The following is a 19,719-nucleotide window of genomic DNA, read 5'->3' on the forward strand; positions in this document are numbered from 1 at the left end:
GGGCGGGGGGTTCGTCATGGTCTCTCCTCGGTTGAGCGTGCGGTCCGCGCTGCGTTCATCGGCCGCTCCGGTCACCGAAGCGTAGCGATGCCGCGGGTGACGCACCACCCCGCTCGCGGCCGGGTGCGTGGGCTTCCGCGGGGGAGGGGCGGGGCGTAGCGTGCGGGTATGTGCCGGAACATCGTGCCCCTGAACAACCTGGCCCCCGCGGCGACCGATGAGGAGTGCCACGACGCGGCGCTCCAGTTCGTCCGCAAGATCTCCGGGGCGACGGCGCCCTCGCGCGTCAACAGGGACGTGTTCGATCGCGCCGTCGAGGAGATCGCTGCGGCCACGCGACGGCTGCTGGACGACCTCGTGACGACCGCGCCGCCCAAGAACCGGGAGGCGGAGGCGGCCAAGCGCCAGGCCCGCTCGGCCGAGCGATACGAGGCCATCCGGGTGTACCAGCAGGAGAAGCGGGCGGCGCGGGCGGCGACCTGACGCCGCTGCGCGGCCGGGTCTGCCCGCCTGTGCCAGAATCGACGTACCCCGCTCGACTTTCCCCGCGGTTCCGGTGATGAAGGCACCGGGATCGCGACGCCGGCCCCCACCGGCAGGGAAGCTCCCCAAGGAGAGCCGTACATGTCTGAGGACGCCCCCCGCATTCTCGTCGTCGACGACGACCACGATGTCGCCCTGCTGGTGAAGACCGTGCTGGAGCGCCGTGCCGGCTGCATCGTCGACCTCGCGGAAGACGGGCGCTCCGCGATCGACCGTGTCGCCGCAGTGCGGCCCGACGTGGTGGTCACCGACATCGAGATGCCGGGTCTCAGCGGCCTCGAGCTGCTCGCCGAGCTGCGCCGCACGATCCCCACCGTGCCGGTGATCGTGATGACCGCGCACGTCTCGGTCGAATACGCCGTGTCCGCCTTGCGCGCGCAGGCCGACGAGTTCCTCACCAAGCCGCTCGACAACGCCCGGCTCGTGGAAGCCGTGACCCGCCTGGTGGAGGAGGGCCGACGGCGACGCGAGGAGGCGAGGACGACCGAGGTGGTGCTCGCGATCGGCGCCCACCCCGACGACGTCGAGATCGGGGTCGGCGGCATCCTCGCGGCCCACGCCGCCGCCGGCGACGCGATCACGATCCTCACCCTGTCCCGCGGAGCCAGGGGCGGAGACGCCGACAGCCGCCAGAACGAGTCGCTCGCCGCGGCCGAGCGGATCGGCGCCCGCCTGTTCCTGAAAGACCTCGTCGACACGGAGATCTCCGGCGGCGGCTCCACCGTGCGACTGATCGAAGAGGTCGTGCGCGAGATCCAGCCGACCATCGTCTACACGCACTCCCCGCACGATCGGCACCAGGACCATCGCGCCGTGAGCGAGGCCACGATCGTCGCGACCCGTCGTGTCGGCACCGTCGCGTGCTACCAGAGCCCCTCCTCGACGATCGACTACCGACCGACGCGCTTCGTGCGCATCGACCGCTTCCTCGACGAGAAGCTGCGTCTGCTGGAGTGCTTCCAGTCGCAGGCCGCCGCGAGCCGTGACTACCTCGCCCCCGAGTTCGTCACCGCGACCGCGCGGTACTGGTCGCGATTCGGCGGGGGCGACGCGGTGGAGCCGCTGGAAGTGGTGCGCGAGACGGCGGAGTTCGTCGGCGCACACGAACTCACACGACGGGAGAGCTGAATGACGCAGCGCGTGCTGGTGACCGGGGCGGGCGGACCGGCCGGGGTGGCGGTGATCCGCTCCCTGCTCCGTCGCTCCGACCTGACGGTGTTCGCCGCCGACATGGACGGCTGGGCGAGCGGGATCTACCTGGTGCCGCCGGAGCAGCGTCGCCTGGTGCCGCCGGGACGCGACGACGACTTCGTGCCCGCGATCGCGCGACTCGTAGCCCAGGACGACCTCGACCTCGTGATCTCCACCGTCGACGTGGAGCTCATCGCGCTCGCAGACCGCCGGGACGAGCTGGCTCCTGCGGTGCTGGCCGCGCCCTCGTCGGACACGCTGCACACGGCCCTCGACAAGCTCGCCCTCGCGGAGCGCTGCGCCCCGACCGGACGCACCCCGCGCACCGTGCTGGCCGGTCCCGACGCCGCCGCGGTCGACTGGGAGTTCCCGGTGTTCGCCAAGCCGCGCCAGGGGGCGGGGAGCCGGGGCATCCGCCTCGTGCCCGACCGCGCCGCGCTCGACGCGCTGCCGACCGACGAGGGCCTCATCGTGCAGGACTTCCTGCCCGGCGAGGAGTACTCGGTCGACGTGATCTCCGACGCCTCCGGTGCGGTCGTCGCCGCGGTGCCGCGCACCAGGGCCAGGGTCGACTCGGGCGTCGCGATCGCCGGACGCACCCTGCGCGACCCGGAGCTGGAGGAGACCGCGTCCGCGATCGCCCGGGCGATCGGGCTGGTGGGCGTCGCCAACGTGCAGCTGCGCCGCGACCGCGACGGCCGTGCCGTGCTGCTCGAGGTCAACCCGCGCTTCCCCGGCGCGCTCCCGCTGACGATCGCCGCCGGCGTGGACATCCCGTCGCTGGTCGCCGACCTGTTCCTGGGCCGCGAGCTGCCCGTGCAGGTGCCGTTCCGCGAGGTCGCGTCGGTGCGGTTCCTGGAAGACGTGATCGTCGAGGTCGACGACGTGCTCGTCTCGGAGCACGCCGGTCATCAGGAGGACGTATGAGTCACGCGGTGCTCCGGGGGGACCATCACGTGCACTCCACCTTCTCCGACGACGCGGTCTCCACACTCGAGGAGAACGTGGCGGCCGCGGTCGCCGCGGGGCTCGACACCGTGCGCCTGGTGGATCACGTGCGCCAGAGCACGACCTGGGTGCCGGAGTACCTCGCCGCCGTCCGCGCCCTGCGAGCGCCGGACGGGCTCACGGTGCTGACGGGCGTGGAGGCCAAGATCCTCGACGCGTCCGGAGCGCTCGACATCCCCGCGCTCCCCGCCGGGATCGACCGCATCCTGATCGCCGACCACCAGTTCCCGGGCGAGGACGGGCCGCTCGGCCCCACCGCCGTCCGCGAACGCATCGCCGCGGGCTGGGCGGCCGACGACGTGCTCGACCAGTTCGTGGGGGCCGTCGTGGCGACCATGCACCGCCACCCCGGCAACCAGCTCGCGCACTGCTTCTCGATCCTGCCCAAGATCGGCCTGTCCGAGGAGCAGCTGGGCGCCGAACGGCTGCGCGAGTGGGCACGTGCCGCCGCGGCCACCGGCACGCTCGTCGAGGTGAACGAGAAGTGGGCGTGCCCCGGGCCCGACGCACTGGCCGCCCTGCGTGACGCGGGCGCCGAGGTCGTGGCGTCGACCGACAGTCACGTGGCCACCGACGTCGGCCGCTACTCCCGCATCCTTCCGCTGCTCGACGGCGTGGAGGTGACCGGCTGATGCCCGACCTCGCCTGGTACGAGACCGTGATCGTGGTCGTCCTGCTGCTGTGCGTGCTCGTGGGCACGCTGCCCGTCATCAACACGGGCCTGCAGTTCTTGGCGCTCCCGCTGCACGCGTTCCGGAACCACTACCCGAAGGCCGCCCCGTACCACCCGAACGTCGCGGTGGTGATCCCGGCGTGGAACGAGGGCATGGTGATCGGCCCCGCGATCGAGAGGCTGCTGCAGCTGGAGTACCCGGCGGAGCGGCTGCGCGTGTTCGTGGTCGACGACGCCTCCACCGACGACACCCCCGAGATCGTGGCGCAGAAGGCCGCGGCATACCCCGGACGGGTCGTGCATCTGCGGCGCGAGCAGGGCGGCCAGGGCAAGGCGCACACGCTCAACCACGGGCTGGACGTGGTGCTCGCGGACGACTGGACCGAGGCCGTGCTCATCATGGACGCCGACGTGATCTTCGCGCGCGACTCGCTGCGCAAGCTCACGCGTCACCTCGCCGACGAGAAGGTCGGCGCGGTCACGGCGTACATCGCGGAGGGCAGCCGCGACCGGAACTACCTGACGCGCTTCATCGCGATCGAGTACGTGATCGGACAGCTCTCGGCCCGCCGCGTGCAGAACGTCGGCGGCGCCATCGCGTGCCTCGCGGGCGGCGCCCAGCTGCACTCCCGCGCGAACCTGGAGGCCATCGGCGGTCGCATCCCGACCGGGACCCTCGCCGAGGACACGATGACCACGTTCGAGAGCCAGCTCCACGGACGCCGGATGGTGTTCGAGCCGCACGCCGTGGTGCTCGCGGAGGAGCCGCGCACGATCGACAGCCTGTGGAAGCAGCGGCTGCGGTGGGCTCGCGGCAACGTGCAGCTGACGTCCATCTACAAGAAGCTGTGGTTCCGCCCGAGCCGCGATCACAACCTCGGCAGCGTCGGCTTCGGCCTGGCCTGGTTCACGATCCTGCTGCTGCCGGCGTTCATGCTGCTCGCCGCCGCCGGCCTGATCGCGCTCCTGCTGCTGCACAGCGACATCGCCGAGTTCGTGTTCCGCTTCATGTGGATCGCCGCCGCATGCATCTACATCTTCTCGATGCTGTACTCCGTGCAGCTCGACCCGCGGATCGGCCGGCAGTCGTGGCGCGAGGCGATCATGTTCCCCGGCCTCGGCGCGCTGATCCTGATGTTCATCGCGCTGTTCCCGTGGACGCTCGACGGTCTGCTGAACCTCTTCGGCGAAGAGGCGACGGATCAGGCGCGATTCGGGTGGCTGCTGTTCTTCTACCTGTGGGGCCCCGTGTCGATGCTCGGCATCTGGCTGGCGCGCGCCGTCGAGCCCCTGCCCGGAGGGCGCTTCTTCGCCGGGCTGCTCCTCTACGTGTGCGGCTATGGCTCCCTGCTGTGCGCGATCACGGTGGACTCGTACCTCAAGGAGTGGCGCCGCGCCGACGCCTCGTGGATCAAGACCGAGAAGGTCGGACGGGTGGACTCATGACGGACGCACCTTCGCATGACGCCGAGGTCGAGGAGATCGCCGAGGACGCCCGGCGCGAGAAGCGGCTCATCCCGCAGGCCCTGATCTCCCTCGGCATCGTGATCGTGATCGTGGTCGTGCGAGAGCTGCTCCTCCGATGACCGGGAGGCCGCTGGCGCTCGTGGTCGAGGACGCGGCCGATCAGGCGACGCTCCTGGGGCGGTATCTCGACCGGGAGGGCTTCGACGTCTTCATCGCGCCCGATGCCGAGTCCGCGATCGCCGCCTTCCCCGACATCCATCCGGTTGTCGCCGTGCTCGATCTGCTGCTCCCCGGCATCTCCGGTCACGCCTGCTCGCGTCTCATCCACGAGCGCTTCCCCGACTGCTACCTCGTGGTCAGCTCCGTGCTCGATGTCGCGGACTACCCGCCGGCCGACGCGGCGCTGCCGAAACCCGTCACGGGGGCCGACCTGCACCGCGTGGTCGAGGGGGTGCCGCGATGAGGGCCACGCCGCTCGAGCGCGCCGAGAGCCGCTGGTACCGGGTGTTCGACAACCCGAGTCCGATCGTCAAGCAGGCGCCCACGCTGGTCGCGACGGTGATCGCGGGCAGCATGACGTGGGCCATCCCCGGCCTGCCGTTCACGCACCTCGGCGCGGCGCTGATCGGCATCGGCATCGTGCTGCTGGCCACGCTGCAGGCCGGGGTGCTCAGCGCCCTGCACGTGCGCGAGGGCTGGATCGTGCTGGCGGTCCCCATGCTCGACATCGTGGGGCTCGGCCTCTTCCGTGCGGGGACGGGCGGGGCGGCGTCGCTGTTCAGCTCGCTCGTGCTGCTGCCGATCATCTGGATCGCGGCCGCCCCCGGCATCCGGTGGGTGTTCGTGGTCGGCGCGCTGTCGTCGCTCGCCCTGCTCATGCCGTACATCACCGACCCGCCGTCGAACGCCGTCGTGTGGCTGCGGGGTGTGGTGGGGCCGCTCGTGTTCGCGGCCGTCGCCGCCGTGGTGAACGAGCTGTCGCGGCAGCAGCGGATGCGGGTGGAGCAGGCCGAGGATCTGGTGACCGAGCGCACGAGGGCGCTGTCGGAGAACGTGGCGATGATCGTGCAGCTGCGGCAGAAGGAGCACGAGTACCGCGTGCTGCTGGACTCCTTCGAGAGCCTGTGGTCCTCGATCACCGCGCAGGCCGTGATCGCCACCGACCGCGCGGGGCGCATCACGGCGTGGAATCCCGGGGCCGTGCGGCTGCTCGGACTCACGGCCGACGAGGCGCTCGACGACGTTCGCATCGACCGGTTCTTCTCCCGAACGGTGCTGTCGATGCTCGCGGAGGACACGGCAGCGCGACGGGAGGCGTCGGGAGAGGCGTCCGTCGCGGGGGCGAGTGCGGGGCCGGCGCCCGAGGGCATCCGGGCGCTGTTCGCGCAGGCCGACGAGGGGGTCACGGTCGACGGCGACGTGGAGGTCACCACGGCGGGCGGCACGACCGTTCCCGCGCGGGTGACGGTGAGTCCGCATAAGGACGGCTCCGGTGCCCAGCAGGGCTACCTGTTCGTGCTGACCGATGAGACGCGGGCGGTGGAGGTGGCCCGCATGAAGGACGAGTTCGTGGGCATGATCTCGCACGAGCTGCGCACGCCGCTCAGCGCGATCATCGGCTTCCTCGACCTGCTGCAGAACGATCCGGGCCAGCCGCTGACCGAGGATCAGCAGGAGTTCGTCGGGATCATCGAGCGCAACGCGAAGCGCCTGCTCAACCTGGTGGGCGACCTGCTGTTCACCGCTCAGGTGGAGTCTGGTCGTTTCCCGTTGGAGCGCGTGGAGGCCGATGTCGCGGAGCTCGTGCGGTCGGCGGTCGCATCCGCGGGTCCGCACGCGCAGCGGGAGGACATCGAGCTGGTGGCGGACGCGGGCGACGAGCCGATCCGGCTGCTCGTGGATCCGGGGCGGATCGGGCAGGCCGTCGACAATCTCCTGTCGAACGCGATCAAGTTCACGCCGAGCGGCGGCCGGGTCACGGCGGCCGTGCGGCGCGTGGACGGCGGCGTGCAGATCTCGGTCGCGGACACCGGCGTCGGCATCCCGGAGGACGAGCAGGGCATGCTCTTCACGCGGTTCTTCCGGGCCTCGACGGCCACGCGGAATGCCGTGCCAGGCGTGGGGCTCGGCCTCACGATCACCCGCGCGATCGTGCTGGCGCACGGCGGTTCGATGGACGTGACGAGTCAGGAGGGCGTGGGGACCGAGTTCCGCTTCGTCCTGCCGGCTGCGCCCAAGACCGAGGTGCTGCAGACCCTGAGCCGCGCGGACTGACCCGGACCTCCTCGGCCGCAGCATCCTGATAGTCTGGTCGGCTCGCTGTGCGCGGGCGGAAGGACGGCCACGCACTGTGGGGTACATCGACGCATCAGGCATCTCGCTGACGCTTCCCGACGGAAGACCGCTGCTCGACGAGGTCTCGTTCCGGGTCGGCGCCGGCTCGACGAGCGCGCTCATCGGGCCGAACGGCGCGGGCAAGACCACGCTCCTGCGGATCATCCGCGGCGACCAGGCGGCCGACGACGGCGTCGTCACCATCGACGGCGGACTCGGCGTGATGGATCAGTTCGTCGGGCACGGCGAGCCGGGGCAGACCGTGCATGAGCTCCTCGTGCGCGTCGCCCCCGCCCGCATCCGCGCCGCCGCCGAAGCCCTCGACGCGGCGGAGAACGCCCTGATCGACCGTGATGAGCACGACACGCAGATGGCGTACGCCGCAGCCATCGCGGAGTACGCCGACGCCGGCGGCTACGAGCACGAGACCGTATGGGACCAGTGCACGATGGCGGCGCTCGGCGTGCCGTTCGAGCGGGCGCGGTACCGCGAGCTCACGTCGCTGTCCGGCGGCGAGCAGAAGCGCCTGGCGCTCGAAGCCCTGCTGCGCGGACCCGACGCGGTGCTCCTGCTCGACGAGCCGGACAACTACCTCGACGTCCCGACCAAGCGGTGGCTGGAGGAACAGCTGCGGCAGACCGCGAAGACCGTGCTGCTCGTGTCGCACGACCGCGAGCTGCTCGCGCGCGCGGCCGACCGGCTCATCACGCTCGAACCAGGGGCGGCCGGTTCGACGGCGTGGGTTCACGGCGGCGGCTTCGCGACCTACCCGCAGGCGCGCATCGACCGCATGGAGCGGCTCGACGAGCTGCGCCGTCGGTGGGACGAGCAGCACGAGAAGCTGCGCGTGCTGGTCGCGAACCTCAAGGTGAAGGCCTCGGCGAACGACGGCTTCGCCTCCCGCTACCAGGCGGCGCAGACGCGACTGCGCAAGTTCGAGGAGGCGGGGCCGCCCGAGGAGCGTCCGCCCGCGCAGGAGTTCGACATGCGCCTGCGGGGCTCGCGCACGGGCAAGCGCGCCGTGGTGGCCGAGCGGCTCGAGCTCACCGGGCTCATGCGTCCCTTCGACGCGGAGGTGTGGTTCGGCGACCGCGTGGCCGTGCTGGGCTCGAACGGCTCGGGCAAGTCGCACTTCCTGCGACTGCTCGCGCGCGGCGGCAGCGACCCCGACCCGACCCTGGGTCACGTCTCCTCCGCCGCGGAAGACCTGAGTCCCGTCGCGCACACCGGTCGCGCGGTGCTGGGGGCGCGCGTGGTGCCGGGTTTGTTCGCGCAGACCCACACGCACCCGGAGTTCGTCGGACGCACGCTGCTGGAGATCCTGCACCGCGGCGACGACCGCCGGGCGGGGATGCCCCGGGACGCCGCGAGCTCGGCGCTCGACCGCTACGGGCTGGTGCGGCAGGCGCTGCAGACGTTCGAGTCGCTGTCCGGTGGGCAGCAGGCGCGGTTCCAGGTGCTGCTGCTGGAGTTGTCCGGCGCGACCCTGCTGCTGCTCGATGAGCCGACCGACAACCTCGACCTGGAGTCGGCGGAGGCGTTGGAGCAGGCGCTGGCGCGGTTCGAGGGGACGGTGCTCGCGGTCACGCACGACCGCTGGTTCGCGCGGTCGTTCGACCGGTTCCTCGTGTTCGGCTCCGACGGCGAGGTGTACGAGTCGGACGAGCCGGTGTGGGACGAGCGCCGCGTGGCACGGGCCCGGTGACCGCGGGCACGCGCCCCCTCGGGGTGCCCGGTAGGCTGGACGGGTGACCATGGAGATCGAGCTCGGCCGAGGAAAGCGCGCCCGTCGCGCGTACACGTTCGACGACATCGCGGTGGTGCCCTCGCGGCGCACGCGCAACCCGGAGGACGTGTCGACCGCCTGGACGATCGACGCCTTCGGCTTCGAGATCCCGGTGCTCGGCGCGCCGATGGACTCCGTCGTGAGCCCGCGCACCGCCATCATGCTCGGCCAGCTGGGCGGCCTGGGCGTGCTCGACCTCGAGGGTCTGTGGACCCGGTACGAGGACCCGGAGCCGCTGCTCGCGGAGATCGCGGGTCTCGCCGACGACCGGGCGACCGTGCGCATGCAGGAGCTGTACGCCGAGCCGATCAAGCCCGAGCTCATCACGCGGCGCCTGGCCGAGATCCGCGAGGCCGGTGTCACCGTCGCCGGTTCCCTCACGCCGCAGCGCACCCAGGAGTTCTACGACACCGTGGCCGCGGCGGGTGTCGACCTGTTCGTCATCCGCGGCACCACCGTCTCGGCGGAGCACGTGTCGAGCGTGGCCGAGCCGCTCAACCTCAAGAAGTTCATCTACGACCTGGACGTCCCGGTCATCGTGGGCGGCGCGGCCACCTACACCGCGGCGCTGCACCTGATGCGCACGGGCGCGGCCGGCGTGCTGGTCGGCTTCGGCGGGGGAGCGGCGTCCACCACGCGCGCCACCCTCGGCATCCACGCCCCGATGGCCACCGCTGTCTCCGACGTCGCCGCTGCGCGCCGCGACTACCTCGACGAGTCGGGCGGGCGCTACGTGCACGTGATCGCCGACGGCGGCGTCGGCACCTCGGGCGACATCGTGAAGGCTCTCGCGATGGGCGCCGACGCGGTCATGCTCGGCGTGGCCCTCGCCCGCGCGACCGACGCGCCGGGGCAGGGTTTCCACTGGGGCCCCGAGGCGCACCACCCCAAGCTCCCGCGCGGCCGCCGGGTCGAGGTGGGCGGCATCGGCACGCTCGAGGAGATCCTGTACGGCCCTGCGCCCGTGGCCGACGGCACCGCGAACCTCATCGGCGCGCTGCGCAAGTCGATGGCGACCACCGGATACTCCGACCTCAAGGAGTTCCAGCGGGTCGAGGTCGTGCTCGCCCCGTACGAGGCCTGAGCCGCCGCCGCCGCACCGTGACCGCCCCCGCCCCGTTCCCGCCGACCCTCCGTGAGGTCATGCTGCGCGGACGCTGGATCGGCATGCTGCTGCTGTGCCTCGTGGTCGCCGGGGTGTTCGCGTGGCTCGGGCAGTGGCAGCTGGAGCGCGCGATCGAGACCGACCCGCCGCCGCCCGGCGTGACCGAGCAGGTGCGGCCGCTGTCCGACGTGGTCGAGCCGGGGCAGTACCTCGCCGAACCCCTCGTGGGGCAGCGGGTCGAGACGAGCGGGACGTGGATCCCGGACGACTTCCTGGTGGTGTCGAGCCGCTTCAACGACGGCGTCGAGGGGTTCTGGGTCACCGGACAGCTGCGGGTGGACGAGCGTGTGTCGATCGCCGTGGCGATCGGCTGGGCTCCCGACCGCGCGGCCGCCGATGCCGCGGTGGAGCGCCTGGCCGCGGAGGCCGACGGTCGCCCGGTCGAGGTCGCGGGGCGCATCATCTCGGACGAGGGGCCGTCGGTGCCGCCGCGCAGCGACCCGGAGCGTCTCGACCGCATGTCGCCCGCCGCGCTGCTCAGCCGCTGGCACGACACGGAGCAGCTCGACGTGTACCGCCCGTACCTCGCCTCGACCACCGCGACGGCGGGCCTCGAGGACATCTCCTCGCCGGCACCCGATGAGCAGTCGCCGGTGAACTGGCTCAACGTGTTCTACGCGGTGGAGTGGGCGATCTTCGCGGGCTTCGCGTTCTACCTCTGGTACCGCCTGGCGAAGGACGCGTGGGAGCGCGAGGTCGAGGAGTTCGAGGACGCGGCGGCGGCCGAGAGCGTCTGAACGGCGTGCGCATCCGCGCGACCTCCGGTGCGCTTCTGCGCGCGGCCGTGCCCCGATGTGAACCTTCGTCAGGGGTGCGCGCGGCCCTTCGGTGAGCAGTCGGTGACCATCGTGAAAACTCCGTTGAGGATGTCCGACCCGCTTCGTATGCTCGCTCCATGTGCGCACGCTGGGAGTTCCCGATGCGTGCGGTGACAGCGTCCTGAGCAGGGTCGATACACGATCGAGGAGACAGCACCGATGATGTCCGCTTCAGAGCACGGGGAGCCCATGACCCCCGTCTCGCACCGCAGAACCAGGGGGCGCATCGGCGCTCTCGCCGTGACCTGCGTCGCCACCCTGGGCCTCGGCTCGCTGGTCGCGACGCCCGCCGTCGCCGATCCGACCGGGACCGGGGTGGTGATCAATGAGGCGTATCTCTCCGGAGGCAGTGCCGGTGCGGCGTACACGAACAAGTTCGTGGAGCTGTACAACCCCACGTCCGAGGCGGTGTCGCTCGACGGCATGTCCCTGCAGTACCGCTCGGCGACCGGCTCGGCGGCGTTCACCGGGATCGCGCCGCTCACCGGCAGCATCCCCGCCGGCGGCTACTTCCTGGTGCAGGGCAACAGCAACGGCACGAACGGCGCCGCGCTGCCCACGCCCGACGCGGTCACCGGTCTCACCCCGAGCGGGACGAACGGCACCATCGCCCTGGTCGAGGGCACCACGGCTATCACGCTCGCCCCCGGGTCCGCGGCGGGAGCCGACGGCGTCGTCGACCTGCTCGGCTACGGCACCTCCAACACGTTCGAGACGAAGGCGGCCACGGCGCCGTCGGGCAACACCGATGTGCGGTCGCTGAACCGCACGAACGGCGCGGACACCGACGACAACAGCGTCGACTTCTCGCTGTCCGCCACCATCACCCCGCAGAACTCCGGTGGCACCGACCCCGGCACCGACCCGGGCACCGACCCCGGCACGGAGCCGCAGAAGGCGACCATCGCCGAGGTGCAGGGCACCACCGACGTCTCGCCACTGAACGGCACGCGCGTGCAGGTCGAGGGCGTCGTCACCGCCGACTACCGCACGGGCGGCTACAAGGGCATCGTCATCCAGACCCAGGGCTCGGGCGGCGCGACCGACGCGACCCCCGGCGCCTCCGACGGCGTCTTCGTCTTCCTGAACGCGCTGGCCCCCACGCTCGCGATCGGCGACCTGGTCTCGGTCACCGGCACCGTGAGCGAGTACTACGGCCAGACGCAGGTGAACCCGGCCGCCGCGGCGGACGTGACGGTGGTCACGCCGGGCGTCGGCGTGCCCGCGGTCACTCCGCTGCCCGCCACGGTGCAGGGCGCCGACCGGGAGCAGTACGAGAACATGCTCGTCGCGCCCGAGGGCACCTACCGCCTGGCGTCGAGCCACCAGCTGTACAACTACGGCACGCTGTGGCTGAACGCGGGTGATGCCCTGTCCGTGAAGAGCACCGAGACCACGCGTCCCGGTGCCGACGCCGCCGCGATCGCCGCGGCCAACCGCGCCAACCGCATCCTGCTCGACGACGGCTGGTCGATCCAGGTGACCAACAGCGGCCACCCGGGTCAGCAGCCCTACTTCACGAAGGACCAGGTCGTCCGCAACGGCGACACGGTCGACTTCGGTGACAACGGCTACGTGCTGCAGTGGGGCTTCGATGACTGGCGTCTGCAGCCGGTCGTGCCGATCGACGACTCCTCGCCCGCCGAGCTGAAGGTCGGCTTCGCGGCGACGAACCCGCGTCCGACGGAGGCGCCCGAGGTGGGCGGCGACGTGCAGGTGGCGTCGTTCAACGTCTACAACTACTTCACGACGCTGAAGAGCGAGAACTCCAACGCGCGGGGCGCCGCGAACGCCGCGCAGTTCGCGATCCAGAAGTCCAAGATCGTCGCGGCGATCAACGGCCTCGACGCCGAGATCGTCTCGCTCATGGAGATCGAGAACTCGGTCAAGCTCGGCAAGCCGGTCGACACGGCGCTGAAGGATCTGGTCGCCGGCCTGAACGCCGACGCCGGCAGCGACGTGTGGGGCTACGTGCCCACGCCCGAGGCGCTGAACGATGCGGCGACGACCGACTACATCACCAACGCGATCATCTACAAGAAGGACGCCGTGAAGCGGGTCGGTGACAGTCTCACGACGACCGACGAGTCGGTGTGGGGCAACGCGCGCGAGCCGATCGCACAGGCGTTCGACATCGACGGCCGCGTGGTCACCGTGGTCGCGAACCACCTGAAGTCGAAGTCGCCGCCCGAGGGTGCGGGGGCGGAGCCGGCCGACGGCCAGGGCTTCTTCAACGCCGACCGCGTGGCGCAGGCGAACGCGATCCTCGCCTTCACGGCGGAGCTGGAAGAGACGACCGGCAGCAGCGACATGCTCCTGATCGGCGACTTCAACGCCTACGGCAAGGAAGACCCGATCGACGTCTTCGCCTCGCAGGGGTGGAGCGACCTGGTCGCCGACAAGACCGACGGGCAGTACACGTACACGTTCGACGGCGAGCTCGGCTCGCTCGACCACGTGATTGCGTCGCCGTCGCTCGTCTCGTCGATCACCGGCGCGGGCGTCTGGGGCATCAACTCGCCGGAGTGGAGCGACCGCGGCTACGCGTTCGGCGCCACCGAGGAGGGCACCCCGTACCGCTCCAGCGACCACGACCCGATCATCGTCGGCGTCTCCGCGGAGATCCCGCCGGTGAGCATCGACGTGGTCACGGTGAACGACTTCCACGGCCGCATCGAGGCCGACGGGGCCGCGGCCGGTGCCGCGGTGCTCGCCGGTGCGGTGCAGCAGTTCCGTGACGCGAACCCGAACCTGATCTTCGCGGGAGCCGGCGACCTGATCGGCGCGTCGACGTTCACCTCCTTCATCAACGACGACAACCCCACGATCGACGCGCTCAACGCGGCGGGCCTCGATGTGAGCGCCGCGGGCAACCACGAGTTCGACCAGGGCTGGGAGGACCTGCGCGATCGCGTGCAGGACCGTGCGGACTGGGAGTACATCTCGTCGAACGTGTTCGTCACCGAGACCGGTGAGCCCGCGCTCGCCCCGGCCTGGGTGAAGGAGGTCGACGGCGTGCGCGTCGGGTTCGTCGGCGCCGTCACGGAAGACCTCGACTCGCTGGTGTCCCCGGAGGGCATCGCCGATCTCGAGGTGCGCAGCATCGTCGACTCCGTCAACGCGGTGGCCGACGACCTGCGCGACGGTGACGCGTCCAACGGCGAGGCGGATGTCGTGATCCTGCTCGTGCACGAGGGGGCCGAGAGCACCGCGCTGTCGGCCATCACGGAGGACTCCCCGCTGGGTGAGATCGTCTACGGGGTGGACGACGACGTGGACGCGATCGTGTCGGCGCACACGCACCTCGCGTACAACCACGTGATCGACGGTCGCCCCGTGGTCTCCGCCGGGCAGTACGGCGAGAACCTCGGGCTGATGAACCTGCAGGTCGACCCGACCACGAAGGAGCTGCTCTCGATCACCAACGAGATCAAGCCGCTCACGGCCGCCGGCAAGCCGCTGTACCCGGCGGTGCCGGAGGTGCAGGCGATCGTCGACGCCGCCAAGGCCGAGGCCGACGTGCTGGGCGCCGTGAAGGTGGGCGACATCACCGCCGACTTCAACCGGGCGCGGCAGACGAACGGCTCGGAGAACCGCGGCGGCGAGTCCACGATCGGCAACTTCGTGGCCGACGTGCAGCAGTGGTCCACGGGCGCCGACCTGGCGCTCATGAACCCGGGAGGCATCCGCGCGAACCTCACGTACGCGTCGTCGTCCGCGAGCGATCCGAACGGCAACGTCACCTACCGCGAGGCGGCCACGGTCCAGCCCTTCGCCAACACGCTGGTCACCCTGACTCTCACCGGCACGCAGCTCAAGGGCGTGCTCGAGGAGCAGTGGCAGCCGGCGGGGTCGGCACGTCCGTTCCTCAAGCTCGGCGTCTCGAAGGGGCTCGTCTACACGTACGACCCGACCGCGGCGCAGGGCTCGCGCATCACGTCGATCACGCTGAACGGCGCCCCGGTCGACCCGGACGCGCAGTACACGGTGGCGGCGAACTCGTTCCTCGCGGCGGGTGGCGACAACTTCGCCACCTTCAAGGAGGGCGCGGGCAAGCGGGACACCGGCAAGATCGACCTGCAGTCGATGGTGGACTGGTTCGACGCGAACAAGACCGCGACGCCCGATCTCGCCCAGCGCGCGGTCGGCGTGACGCTCAGCCCGGCCGATGCCGACGGGTACAGCGCCGGCGACCAGGTGACGGTGTCGCTCTCGTCGCTCGCGTTCAGCGGGGGAGAGGCCGCACCGGGCGAGGTGACGCTGTCGCTCGGCGACACGGCGCTCGCCTCGGGCACGGTCGACCCGGCCGTGGTCGACACCACGGACGAGGGCGGCCGTGCGGCGCTCACGTTCGCGGTGCCGTCCGGGGTGTTCGGCGACCAGGTGCTGACGGTGAACGTCCCCGCGACGGGCACGACGGTGCAGGTGCCCCTCACGATCGCCGGCCAGGAGGAGTTCGCCGGCACGATCGAGCTCGGCTCCTCCAAGGTGGCCGCGGGCAAGAAGCTCACGGTCACGGGCGAGGGGTATGTGCCGGGCGAGACGGTGACGATCGCGCTGCAGCCCAAGAAGGGCGCGGCGGTGCAGGTCGGCACGGTGCAGGTCGGTGCGGACGGGACGTTCACCACGCAGGTGACCGTGCCGAAGAGCGCACAGCCGGGCAAGTACACGGTCTCGGCGGCTCAGGCCGACGGTGACGCGGCGACCGCGACCGTCACGGTGAACCGTGCGGGCGGCATCGTCGGCGCGATCATCGACTGGCTGTGGGACCTCATCTCCGGCTGGTTCTGAGCCCGGAGCGGATGATCGCAGCGGAGGCCGTCGGGAGCGATCCCGGCGGCCTCCGTCGTGCCCGTTGTGTGTTCCAGCGCACATGTCGCGAGGTGTGTTTAAACACACAAGAGGAAGTGTTACTTTTATGACACAAAAGCGGTAGTGTGTTTAAACGCACAACGCGGAGGTGTCATGGAGAGTCAGCCATTCCACTCGGCGCGACAGCTCGGCGCCGTCATGAGGGCCGCGCGTCTACGCCGGGGCTGGAGTCAGACGGAGCTTGCTGAGCGAGCGGCCGTCGACAGGCCCTGGTTGGTGAAGTTGGAGACCGGGCACCTCGACAACCCGACGCTTCGACGCGTGCTGCAGGTCGTCGAGTCTCTCGGACTGCAGTTGAGTGTTCAAGAGCCCGTACGAGGCAACTCTGCGTTCGACTTGAACACGTTGTGGGGCGAGGAGGACGACGAGCGATGAAAGCCACCTCTTCTGCCCAGGCCGATCTCGTCGCGTTCATCGACGGTCAGCGCACGGGTCTGTTCTCTCAGAACGCGCATGGCGCGATCAGCTTCACATACGACGACGGCCTGTCGCCCTGGGCGACGCCGCTCTCGATCTCCATGCCCCTCGTGCCCGGTGCCGAGTACGGCAACCGGGTCGCGCGGCCTTTCCTTCAAGGGCTGTTGAGTGACAACCCTGCGACGCTGGAAGCCATCGCTGCTGCGCACCACACGAGTCCCCGGAACCCGATGGCGCTCCTCCGGCATGTCGGACGCGACACGGCCGGTGCGCTCCAGCTGCTGCCCCCAGGCGAAGCGTCCGACGATGCGGAAGCGCGCACGGGCGACGTCCGTTTCATCGACGATCTCGGCGAGCTCGTCGCGTCGGTGGTCGATTCGGCGGGGGATTGGTCCGAGCGGTACGACGAGTTCCGGTGGAGCCTCGCCGGTGCCCAGCCCAAACTCGCGCTGTACCGCTCAGACGACGGCCAGTGGGGCGTTCCGCGCGATTCGACGCCGACCACTCACATCCTCAAGCCTGCGGCGCGCGGTGGCCGTCACGATGTCAACGAGTTCCTGACCATGCGAGCCGGGCGTCATCTGGGGCTTCGTGTCGCTGACCACGGGCTCCTGGTCACGGACCGCGGTGACTTCGTCTTCGTGGCGGAGCGCTATGACCGTGTCCGGACCGGTGGCCGACTCCACCGGCTCCATCAGGAGGATTTCGCGCAGGCGCTCAGCGTCGACCCCGCACTCAAGTACCAATCCGACGGCGGCCCCGGGCTGGAGAAGTTCGCTCGCGTGGTGCGGGCGTTCGCGCCGTCCGAGCAGCGCCGCGCGGCGAACGAGCTCTTCGAAGCGCTCGTCTTCACGTGTGCTGCGGCGAACACTGACGCCCATGCCAAGAACTACTCGGTCATCCACTCGGGAACGCAGATGCGGTTGGCACCCCTGTACGACCTCGGAAGTAACGCGCTCTACAGAGGAGATCAACCGATGCCCTCCGCCGTGTCCATCGGTGGCGAGCGCGTGATGGCCCGTATCGGGATGACGCACTGGTTGAAGGCGGCCAGAACACTCGGAGTCGATGCGCAGACGGCGCGGGATGCCGTCGAACGTATCCGAGGTGGAGTCACCGAGGCGTTCGTGGCCGCACGTGCCGACCTGTTGGCGGACGAGGACGGCCTGACGTACGCGGATCGACTCGTCGAGGCGGTCGGGGAGCGCGCCCACCATCATGGGTGGTGAACTCGTCCGGTCAGGCGGTGGCCGCCCGTGCGGGGCGGAGTCGACGGCATTCCGCCCCGACTAGACTGGACCCATGCCCGAACCGAAAGTCGCCAGCTTTCCGGCGATCCGCGGTGCGCTGAAGTTCTACCAGATCGCGTCGATCATCACGGGAGTCATGCTGCTCCTGCTGTTGACCGAGATGGTGCTCAAGTACACGCCGATCCACCTCGAGCTCTTCGCGGGAGGCTCCGGCGGACCGCTCTGGTTCGCGGGCGTGATCGCGGGCCCCGACTGCCAGTGGTGGTCGCTGTTCGCCCCGATGACGAACTCCTGCGAGATGACGTCGCTGGGCGACGGCTTCAACCTGTCGCTGTTCATCCTGGTGGCCCACGGCTGGTTCTACGTGGTCTACCTGTTCGCATGCTTCCGCATGTGGAGCCTGATGCGCTGGCCGTTCCCGCGGTTCATCCTGCTCGCCCTCGGCGGTGTCGTGCCGCTGCTGTCGTTCTTCATGGAGGCCATCGTCGCCCGTGAAGTGAAGTCCTATCTCGCCACCCGGGAGGCCGAGGAGGCCTCCGCGACCGCCCCGGAAGGTGTCCGTTGACCGAACAGTCCGAGACCCAGCAGCGCCCCGCGCTCGTCGTCGACTTCGGCGCGCAGTACGCGCAGCTGATCGCCCGTCGTGTGCGGGAGGCCGGCGTCTACAGCGAGATCGTGCCGCACACGGCCACGGCCGCGGAGATCGCCGCCAAGAACCCGGTGGCGATCATCCTGTCCGGCGGCCCGTCGTCGGTGTACGAGGAGGGGGCGCCGAAGCTCGACCCCGCCGTGTTCGATCTCGACGTGCCCACGCTGGGCATCTGCTACGGCTTCCAGTACATGGCGCAGACCCTCGGCGGCGAGGTCGCGAACACCGGGCTGCGCGAGTACGGCGCGACCGATGCCGTGATCTCCGGCGACGGCGGCGTCCTGCTGGGCGGGCAGCCCGCGGAGCAGAACGTGTGGATGAGTCACGGCGACCAGGTCGCGAAAGCGCCGGAGGGCTTCGAGGTCCTCGCCACGACCGAGGCGACCAAGGTCGCGGCGTTCGCGAACGAGGAGCGCCGTTTCTACGGCGTGCAGTGGCACCCCGAGGTCAAGCACTCCGACCACGGCCAGCGCGTGCTGGAGAACTTCCTCCACAAGGGCGCGGGGCTCGCGTCCGACTGGAACCCCGACAACGTGATCGCCGAGCAGGTCGAGCGCATCCGCGAGCAGGTCGGCGACGCCCGCGTCATCTCCGCGCTGTCCGGAGGCGTCGACTCCGCGGTCTCGACCGCCCTCGTGCACAAGGCCATCGGCGACCAGCTCACCGCGGTGTTCGTCGACCACGGGCTGCTCCGCAAGGGCGAGCGTGAGCAGGTCGAGAAGGACTACGTCGAGTCGACCGGCGTGCGGCTCATCACGGTCGACGCGGCCGAGACCTTCCTCGGACACCTGAAGGGTGTGACCGACCCGGAGGAGAAGCGCAAGATCATCGGCCGCGAGTTCATCCGCGCGTTCGAGAAGGTGCAGCTCGACCTCGTGGAAGAGGCGAAGGCCGACGGCGGCGCCCCGGTGAAGTTCCTCGTGCAGGGCACGCTCTACCCCGACGTGGTGGAGTCCGGCGGAGGCGCGGGCACCGCGAACATCAAGTCGCATCACAACGTGGGTGGTCTGCCCGACGACCTCGACTTCGAGCTGATCGAGCCGCTGCGGGCCCTGTTCAAAGACGAGGTGCGTGCGATCGGCCGTGAGCTGGGCATCCCCGAGGCGATCGTCGGACGGCAGCCGTTTCCGGGGCCCGGCCTCGGCATCCGGATCATCGGTGAGGTCACCGCTGACCGTCTCGAGATTCTGCGTGAGGCCGACGCCATCGCCCGCGAAGAGCTGACGAAGGCGGGTCTCGACCAGGAGATCTGGCAGTGCCCCGTGGTGCTGCTGGCCGACGTGCGCTCGGTGGGCGTGCAGGGCGACGGCCGCACGTACGGCCACCCGATCGTGCTGCGTCCGGTGTCGAGCGAAGACGCCATGACCGCCGACTGGACGCGCCTGCCGTACGACGTGCTGTCGAAGATCTCGAACCGCATCACGAACGGGGTGCGCGACGTGAACCGGGTCGTGCTCGATGTCACGTCGAAGCCCCCGGGGACGATCGAGTGGGAGTGACGGGGGCCGAGTGATCGGCTCCCGCGTCCGCCGAGGAGGTGCGAGAC

Annotated in this window: 16 protein-coding genes; all 16 read left to right on the forward strand. The window is 70.5% G+C overall.

Annotation, left to right across the window (positions count from 1 at the left end):
- Positions 1-168: 168 nt before the first annotated feature.
- Positions 169-483, forward strand: a complete 315-nt coding sequence (locus ACWGQ1_RS11930) for a DUF2277 domain-containing protein (protein ID WP_136035184.1) — start codon at positions 169-171, stop codon at positions 481-483.
- Between the two features lie 141 nt (positions 484-624).
- Entirely contained in the window at positions 625-1,671 is a 1,047-nt protein-coding gene (locus tag ACWGQ1_RS11935; RefSeq protein WP_136036409.1) for a response regulator, read from the forward strand.
- Complete coding sequence (locus tag ACWGQ1_RS11940) at positions 1,672-2,661, forward strand: ATP-grasp domain-containing protein (RefSeq protein ID WP_136036408.1); 990 nt, start codon at positions 1,672-1,674, stop codon at positions 2,659-2,661. It abuts the gene before it with no gap.
- Complete coding sequence (locus tag ACWGQ1_RS11945; RefSeq protein WP_206251656.1) at positions 2,658-3,374, forward strand: PHP domain-containing protein; 717 nt, start codon at positions 2,658-2,660, stop codon at positions 3,372-3,374. Before ACWGQ1_RS11940 ends, ACWGQ1_RS11945 begins: the two co-directional genes overlap by 4 nt.
- Positions 3,374-4,861, forward strand: coding sequence for a glycosyltransferase family 2 protein (locus ACWGQ1_RS11950; protein WP_136036406.1), 1,488 nt, complete (start codon positions 3,374-3,376; stop codon positions 4,859-4,861). The genes ACWGQ1_RS11945 and ACWGQ1_RS11950 overlap by 1 nt, the downstream gene beginning before the upstream one ends.
- Positions 4,858-5,001: a hypothetical protein gene (locus ACWGQ1_RS11955; protein ID WP_247981335.1), complete on the forward strand. Its 144-nt coding sequence runs from the start codon at positions 4,858-4,860 to the stop codon at positions 4,999-5,001. Before ACWGQ1_RS11950 ends, ACWGQ1_RS11955 begins: the two co-directional genes overlap by 4 nt.
- The gene (locus ACWGQ1_RS11960) at positions 4,998-5,345 is read left to right on the forward strand and encodes a response regulator (protein ID WP_136033572.1); all 348 of its coding nucleotides are present in this window, start codon (positions 4,998-5,000) and stop codon (positions 5,343-5,345) included. The genes ACWGQ1_RS11955 and ACWGQ1_RS11960 overlap by 4 nt, the downstream gene beginning before the upstream one ends.
- Positions 5,342-7,156, forward strand: a complete 1,815-nt coding sequence (locus tag ACWGQ1_RS11965; protein ID WP_136046025.1) for a sensor histidine kinase — start codon at positions 5,342-5,344, stop codon at positions 7,154-7,156. Before ACWGQ1_RS11960 ends, ACWGQ1_RS11965 begins: the two co-directional genes overlap by 4 nt.
- 76 nt (positions 7,157-7,232) lie before the next feature.
- Positions 7,233-8,921, forward strand: a complete 1,689-nt coding sequence (locus ACWGQ1_RS11970; protein WP_206251653.1) for an ABC-F family ATP-binding cassette domain-containing protein — start codon at positions 7,233-7,235, stop codon at positions 8,919-8,921.
- A gap of 49 nt (positions 8,922-8,970) precedes the next feature.
- On the forward strand, positions 8,971-10,086 hold the full coding sequence (locus ACWGQ1_RS11975) for a GuaB3 family IMP dehydrogenase-related protein (RefSeq protein ID WP_136033579.1): 1,116 nt from the start codon (positions 8,971-8,973) through the stop codon (positions 10,084-10,086).
- 59 nt (positions 10,087-10,145) lie between these two features.
- The gene (locus ACWGQ1_RS11980) at positions 10,146-10,904 is read left to right on the forward strand and encodes an SURF1 family protein (RefSeq protein ID WP_136036415.1); all 759 of its coding nucleotides are present in this window, start codon (positions 10,146-10,148) and stop codon (positions 10,902-10,904) included.
- Between the two features lie 240 nt (positions 10,905-11,144).
- Positions 11,145-15,776 (forward strand): ExeM/NucH family extracellular endonuclease, encoded by a 4,632-nt coding sequence (locus tag ACWGQ1_RS11985; RefSeq protein WP_452313032.1) that lies wholly within the window; start codon positions 11,145-11,147, stop codon positions 15,774-15,776.
- 174 nt (positions 15,777-15,950) lie between these two features.
- Positions 15,951-16,232, forward strand: coding sequence for a helix-turn-helix domain-containing protein (locus ACWGQ1_RS11990; protein WP_136046022.1), 282 nt, complete (start codon positions 15,951-15,953; stop codon positions 16,230-16,232).
- Complete coding sequence (locus ACWGQ1_RS11995) at positions 16,229-17,503, forward strand: HipA domain-containing protein (RefSeq protein ID WP_136046021.1); 1,275 nt, start codon at positions 16,229-16,231, stop codon at positions 17,501-17,503. The genes ACWGQ1_RS11990 and ACWGQ1_RS11995 overlap by 4 nt, the downstream gene beginning before the upstream one ends.
- Positions 17,504-17,576: 73 nt before the next feature.
- Positions 17,577-18,089 carry a DUF3817 domain-containing protein gene (locus ACWGQ1_RS12000; RefSeq protein WP_136033563.1) on the forward strand — a complete coding sequence of 171 codons (513 nt, stop codon included), beginning with the start codon at positions 17,577-17,579 and terminating at the stop codon, positions 18,087-18,089.
- Positions 18,086-19,672 carry a glutamine-hydrolyzing GMP synthase gene (gene guaA / locus ACWGQ1_RS12005; protein WP_136033560.1) on the forward strand — a complete coding sequence of 529 codons (1,587 nt, stop codon included), beginning with the start codon at positions 18,086-18,088 and terminating at the stop codon, positions 19,670-19,672. Before ACWGQ1_RS12000 ends, guaA begins: the two co-directional genes overlap by 4 nt.
- Positions 19,673-19,719: the final 47 nt, after the last annotated feature.

Source organism: Microbacterium sp. NPDC055599 (genome assembly GCF_053618975.1).